Below are 2,480 nucleotides of genomic sequence, written 5' to 3' on the forward strand. Positions count from 1 at the left end.
CTACATGACCGCCCCCCTGCGCAGAGCCGCCACGGCCCAGGGCGACCCAGAAGCCCTAAGCCTCTGGGCAGGCGAGTCCTACCACCAAGCCACCGAAACCCCCGCCGCCACCCTGGTAACCCACCTCACCCCCTGACCCGTCAGACCTCAAGGAGCTCGTGGAGCGGCCACCCATTCGGGTCTTCGACGACCCGCAGCGCAAGCTGCGCCCGGCTGGCCAGATGAGGTGCGGACACGTCACAGGCCGCGTAACCGTGCGCGATGCGATCCAGCGCCGCACCGACCAGAGGGCCCGCCGTGCGCAGCGACGCCCGCAGCGCCACAGACCGGGTCGAACCTCCGTGCAGGACGATGTTCCGCTGCCGGTAGAGCCGCCGCAGCGCGCCGCGCAGGTAGCCGTTGACCCGGCCGAGCGTCGCCTGCGGCCGTTGCGCGAGGCCCCGCATCCTGTTCAGCGCCGCCAGATCGGCCGGGGCGAGGGCGGGCGTGGCCGCTCCCGACCTAAGCCAGCGAAGCAGGATCTCCGCGCGCTTCCGGTTCACCCTTCCCGCGCGGTCGAGTTCCGCGCGCAACCGCGCATCCGCGTTCAGTAGCTCCGCCCGGTGACTGAGCGCCGTCAGCTCCGCTCGGCACCAGCCCGCCGCCACGAGCGCCGCCGCCCGATCCGCCGCGACGGCCCGTCCCTCCTCCCGGTCGGCTTCGTCGGTGTCGCAGAAGAGCAACGACTCCAGCGCCGCCCACGCACCCGCGACCGCGGTGCTCGGCGAACTCCCCGTCAGCGGAGCGGCAAGTTCCAACGCGTCGTCCAGCCGTGACCCGTCCTCCATGGCGGTGGGGCCGTCGTAGAGGACACCAGCCTTCGCCAGCGACTGGACGGTCACCGACGGGTCGCCCCGCTGGAACTCTTGCGGCTGTGCCATGCCCTCGACGAACAGCACCGGATGAGCGACGAGCTGCTGGCGTCCCCTCAGGTACCGGGCGCGGTTGCGAAGCCGGTCGAAGATCTCCGTCATCTCCACCACGGCCATGTACGGGTCCCGGGCCTCGACCCGAAACCGGAATCCGCCGCTGGTTCTGGGTGCGGCGTAGTCGGGAAATTGCTCAGCGAGCAGCACGCTCACCGCCGCCTTGTCGAGCCAGTGCGACGAGTTGAGCGCCACCTTGGCGGCCGGGATCTTCCCGTCCAGGACCACGAAGCCGGTGAAGGTTCTCGCTCCGTGCGCCTGGAGCTCCATGAACAACTCCAGGACGTCGGATGCGCAAGCGTCGGCGTCGAGTCGATCATTGAGCTGTCGGCGGAGGTGGTCCTGGTGAAACCCTTGGTCCAGCATGTGGGCGGTGATGTACCGGGCGGCCCGCTCCACGTCATAAGCCGGACCCGATGTGATCACTGTGTGCCAGCGTCGCAGGTAGCCGTTCTCCGCAAGGTCCGCGAGCAGGCCGAGGGACCGTTGCCCGCGTGTTCCCGCCCTGAGAGGACGCTTGCAGACCTCGTTGAGCTGCCTGCGGATCTGCCCGTCTCCGATGGCGGCGTCTCTGCCGAGGCGGGGCAACAGGGACTCTCGCGCGTACCAGGCGGTAGCCCCTTGGGAGAGCACGTGCCGGGACACCCAGTCGGCGGCCTCGACCGCCTCCCGCAGCGCCAGCACGGTGCCGAGATCCCATAGGCGCCGTTGCCATGGCTGCCACGACTCCAGGAGTTCGCAGATGCGCGCCTTGAGGAGTTCGCCTTGCCCGACCAATGTCCCCTGCCTTCTTTGAGTAGCTTGCGGTCACGCTGGGTATCGCTTACCGTGGAACCACGCTTAGGCAGGGGAGCCGCCCGCAAGGGCCGCTCCCCATCGCCTTTTTGGACCCGGTCGCCGCCCGATCCGTGGCAACGGCCCGTCCTTCTGTGGGACCGCGCTTAGGCAGGGGAGTCGTCCGTAAGGGCCGCTCCCTCCGGAATCGTCTTTCCGGGAGTCGGAGGCTTCGCCGGCCAGGACGCGTACAGCTCTCGGGGGAGGTCTCAGCGACTGGCCTCGGGGTGATTCTTGACCATCAAATGACGATACGCAATCGATCTGTGACTCTTCGTCCTCAAGTGAGGCCATGCGAGGAGAACCCGTCCGGGTGAATGGGTGCTACCGGCGGTGGGTGTTCCAGCGGGTGGGGTCGTCTTCTAGGGACTTGCGGTCCCAGTCGGCGTGGGTTGCGGCTGCCTCGTAGGTCGTCTGGAGGAAGTTCATCAGGGCGGTGTCGGGGTCTGCGGTGTCCGCTACGGCCTCGTAGGGGAGGAGGAACTGGCCGTTCTCCTGGCTGTAGTAGGCGCCGTCCGGGAGGACCGGGTGGTCGGCGAAGCCTGGAGGCTCGGGGTAGGCGTAGGCGTAGAAGGCGCCCTCCTCGCCGCCGCCCGGCCAGAAGCCGCAGCTCGACAGTTCGCGGGAGTAGCCCTCGACCATCACCCAGTCGCCGCAGTTGGGGGCGCCGCCGGGGTGGGG

Annotated in this window: 2 protein-coding genes; both read right to left on the bottom strand. The window is 69.0% G+C overall.

From position 1 onward, the window contains the following. Window positions 1-140: 140 nt before the first annotated feature. Complete coding sequence (locus tag E1289_RS37250) at window positions 141-1,742, bottom strand: hypothetical protein (RefSeq protein ID WP_131988843.1); 1,602 nt, start codon at window positions 1,740-1,742, stop codon at window positions 141-143. 381 nt (window positions 1,743-2,123) lie between these two features. Then, the coding region (locus tag E1289_RS37255) for a DUF5996 family protein (RefSeq protein WP_243713468.1) at window positions 2,124-2,480 on the bottom strand (357 nt) is incomplete at its 5' end.

It is taken from the genome of Actinomadura sp. 6K520 (assembly GCF_004349245.1).
Taxonomy (GTDB): domain Bacteria; phylum Actinomycetota; class Actinomycetes; order Streptosporangiales; family Streptosporangiaceae; genus Spirillospora.